Source organism: Candidatus Cryptobacteroides sp. (genome assembly GCF_056207615.1).
On record NZ_JBAEER010000153.1, the window covers coordinates 1 to 2,850 of the forward strand.

At 48.1% G+C, this 2,850-nt stretch carries 2 protein-coding genes; both read right to left on the bottom strand.

What is annotated here, in order from left to right; genetic code table 11:
- Window positions 1-191 precede the first annotated feature (191 nt).
- The gene (locus AC06ND_RS08775) at window positions 192-1,295 is read right to left on the bottom strand and encodes an endo-1,4-beta-xylanase (protein WP_475678604.1); all 1,104 of its coding nucleotides are present in this window, start codon (window positions 1,293-1,295) and stop codon (window positions 192-194) included.
- Window positions 1,296-1,366: 71 nt separating this feature from the next.
- Window positions 1,367-2,440 carry a hypothetical protein gene (locus AC06ND_RS08780; RefSeq protein WP_475678605.1) on the bottom strand — a complete coding sequence of 358 codons (1,074 nt, stop codon included), beginning with the start codon at window positions 2,438-2,440 and terminating at the stop codon, window positions 1,367-1,369.
- Window positions 2,441-2,850 lie beyond the last annotated feature (410 nt).

Here is a 2,850-nt window from a genome sequence, read left to right on the forward strand (position 1 = left end):
GTCCGTCGGACCAGATGTTTGCCTCCGGCTTCCTTCAGATTCCACCTCACGATGGACACCCTTGCCTTCAGCTGTAACCTTCCCACTATCAGGGCGGTTTGGGGACTTTCACCCGTTAGAATACGTTCGTGCTGGACGAACTACAGAAGAAGCCGTGTCCTAGCGAGACCACGGCTTCTTTTATTCTTTAATTACTTCTTAGTGTAAACGTCCTTGACTGCGAAGAAAGGCTTCTTTGGTTGATGCTGCGCATCGAAGAGAAGAGGGTAGTCCAGACGACCGCGGATAGGGAAGTTGTTGAGCCAGCTCGAACGATCGGTGAGGCACCAGAAAGTGACAGAAGAGATCTTGTCATGGTTCTGGTGGAGAACATCGAAGATCATCGCATACTGAGCAGCCTGAGCATCCGCGACCTCATCAGTGTAATGGATCGAGTTCTTGATCCTCTGGCGCTCAGCAGCACCACTGCCGTGGTAATTATCGAAGCAGGTAAGGTCGAGCTCAGTGATGTGGATGTCAAGACCGAGAGCCGAGAACCTGTCGATGGCGGTCTGGATCTGCTCGCGGGTGATGGAATTGTCCCAATGGGCCTGGAGACCTACTCCGTCGATAGGAACGCCCTTCTCGAGCAGCTCCGAAAGCATCTGGCACGCACGGTCGAGCTTTGCCGGATCGACGACATTATAGTCATTGTAGATGAGCTGCACTCCCTCCGGAGCATACTTCTTCACTGTGCGGAAAGCCCACTCTATATACTCAGGACCACCGAATGCCTGATACCATGGAGACCTCGTCCTATAGATAGACTCGCCCGGCTCGTCGGCAAGAGCCTCGTTGACCACGTCCCAGCAGAAGATCACGTCCTTCGGATAGTGCTCGAAGACAGTCTTGATATAGTTCTCATGCTTCGCCATCACCTGCTCCTTGGTAAGAGGATTGCCGTCGGCATCGTTCATGTAGCCGCGAGGGGTGGAGCCGTGCCATACGAGGGTATGTCCACGCATGGTAAGACCATTGTCCTGCGCGAACTTTACGATCTTGTCAGCCTGGGTGAAGTCATAGCTGCCGTCCTGCTGGATCACGCTGGCAGGCTTCATGACATTCTCCGCAGTCATGGTGGTGAAGTGCTTCAGGATCATCTCACCCTCGAGGCCCTCGACGGTCCTTGGTCCTACGGCAACTCCGATCTTGAAGTCGTCCTTGATGAAGTCCTTGATTCCAGGAATCTCCTCGGTCTTGGTGCAGCAAGCAGACACAGCCGCTGCAGCAAATGCGATACTCAGAATTTTTTTCATATGGTTATAAAATATATGGTCAGATATGATGTGCATGCAAGGATTAATATTGCAGAGCATAAAATTAGAGATTATTGGATAATAATGCAAAGACCAGCCTGGGTAAACTTGTCAATGCTGCGGAACATACCGTAAGGGCAGATTCCGTGATACGCCCTCAGACCGAAGGCAACACGCGACAGGTATCCGTCATGATCTTTCCTGTTGTAGCGGAAACCTACGAAAACGTTGACGGTGAAAGCACGCGAATCGCTCAGGACCTCGGTCGGAGCATTACCGGCCTTGGCAGCTAGATCATAGCCGTACTTCGCGCGATTCCTTACCTCAGCCGACGCGATTCCCTGGATACCATGCCTTTCGGTCGGACTCTGATACTGGTACTGCAGGTAGCCTTCCCATGCACCTCCCCTCGGGCCGCGTGCAATCTTATAGCCGTTCGCATTCTCATCCATGGTCGCACCAGGAATCTGATTCAGCTGTCCATCGCGCTCCTCGACGAAATAGAGACCATTCTTCGGAGAATGCATCAGCATTATGCCAGCCTTGAAAGTATGGCACTGGTTGTATCTGTCCTCAGGTTCATTGATGGTAAATGCGAACTCCGAATAATTGTAGCTGACGTTTACCCTACGGATCGCATAATCGAGATCATTTCTCTGAAGCACCATCTCGTCACCGATATGTGTAGATTCATGACGAAGAGGAGCGAAGTGGATGCTATAGTTCTTGAAGAAACTGTCAGGGGAGAAGCGATGGATAAAGGTAGCGGCAGGAGCACCTATCCTATAGTCAGTATTTACAATTGGAGATGTAGACGACTCGAGTATGTCCATCCAGATATCGGCCGACACTGTATGGGTAATGCTGAGACCGAAACGACCTTCAGCAAAATTGCCACACCATATCGGAGCATTAAAAGCGACATTGCCGAAAGTCTGAATTCTCGCTGATTTGTCTGACTGACCGTAATCGAACATCAAATTATTGTTGGTCGCAGCAATGTCCATTCGAAGGAAATATGGGTGCCTGTCTGCATAGAGAGACTGGCCATAAGGTGCAAAACGGAACCAACCCTGGGCTTCGGCTCGATTCGAGAGGGTCGAGAGGACAATAATGACGATTATATACTTAAATATGTGTTTCATAACTGATTTAACTAAATTGTTTTGCGGGCAAAAATGACAAAACTCGAAGGGAGAAGTGTCATGACATGACCTATTTCAGAACAAAGGTAAGGATAAAAAAGCGAAAATCAGTCTAATTCTGGATTTATGAATCTAGGCGTTGATCAAGGTTCTGAAAGAGGATAAGACGAGATCAAGTCAAGGACATGATGGCAATAATTTAGTTAAAGTGATGTATGTTATTGTATTATTGTTGATTAAAAGACTAAATTGAAGTGTACTATAATTAAAGTTACACTTTAATATAGGGTATGTAAAATAACAGTTTACTTATAGTGTTATCTGCCTAACTGACGGCAGATACTACACGTCAAGTGTGGCCAGTAGGGTGGTTAGAGGCACTAAAATAGAGGTAATATTTGATAGAAATT

Bases quoted from the DNA above. Each gene is read 5' to 3' on its own strand.
- AC06ND_RS08780 (WP_475678605.1), bottom strand. From the start codon at position 2,440: ATGAAACACATATTTAAGTATATAATCGTCATTATTGTCCTCTCGACC.
- AC06ND_RS08775 (WP_475678604.1), bottom strand. From the start codon at position 1,295: ATGAAAAAAATTCTGAGTATCGCATTTGCTGCAGCGGCTGTGTCTGCT.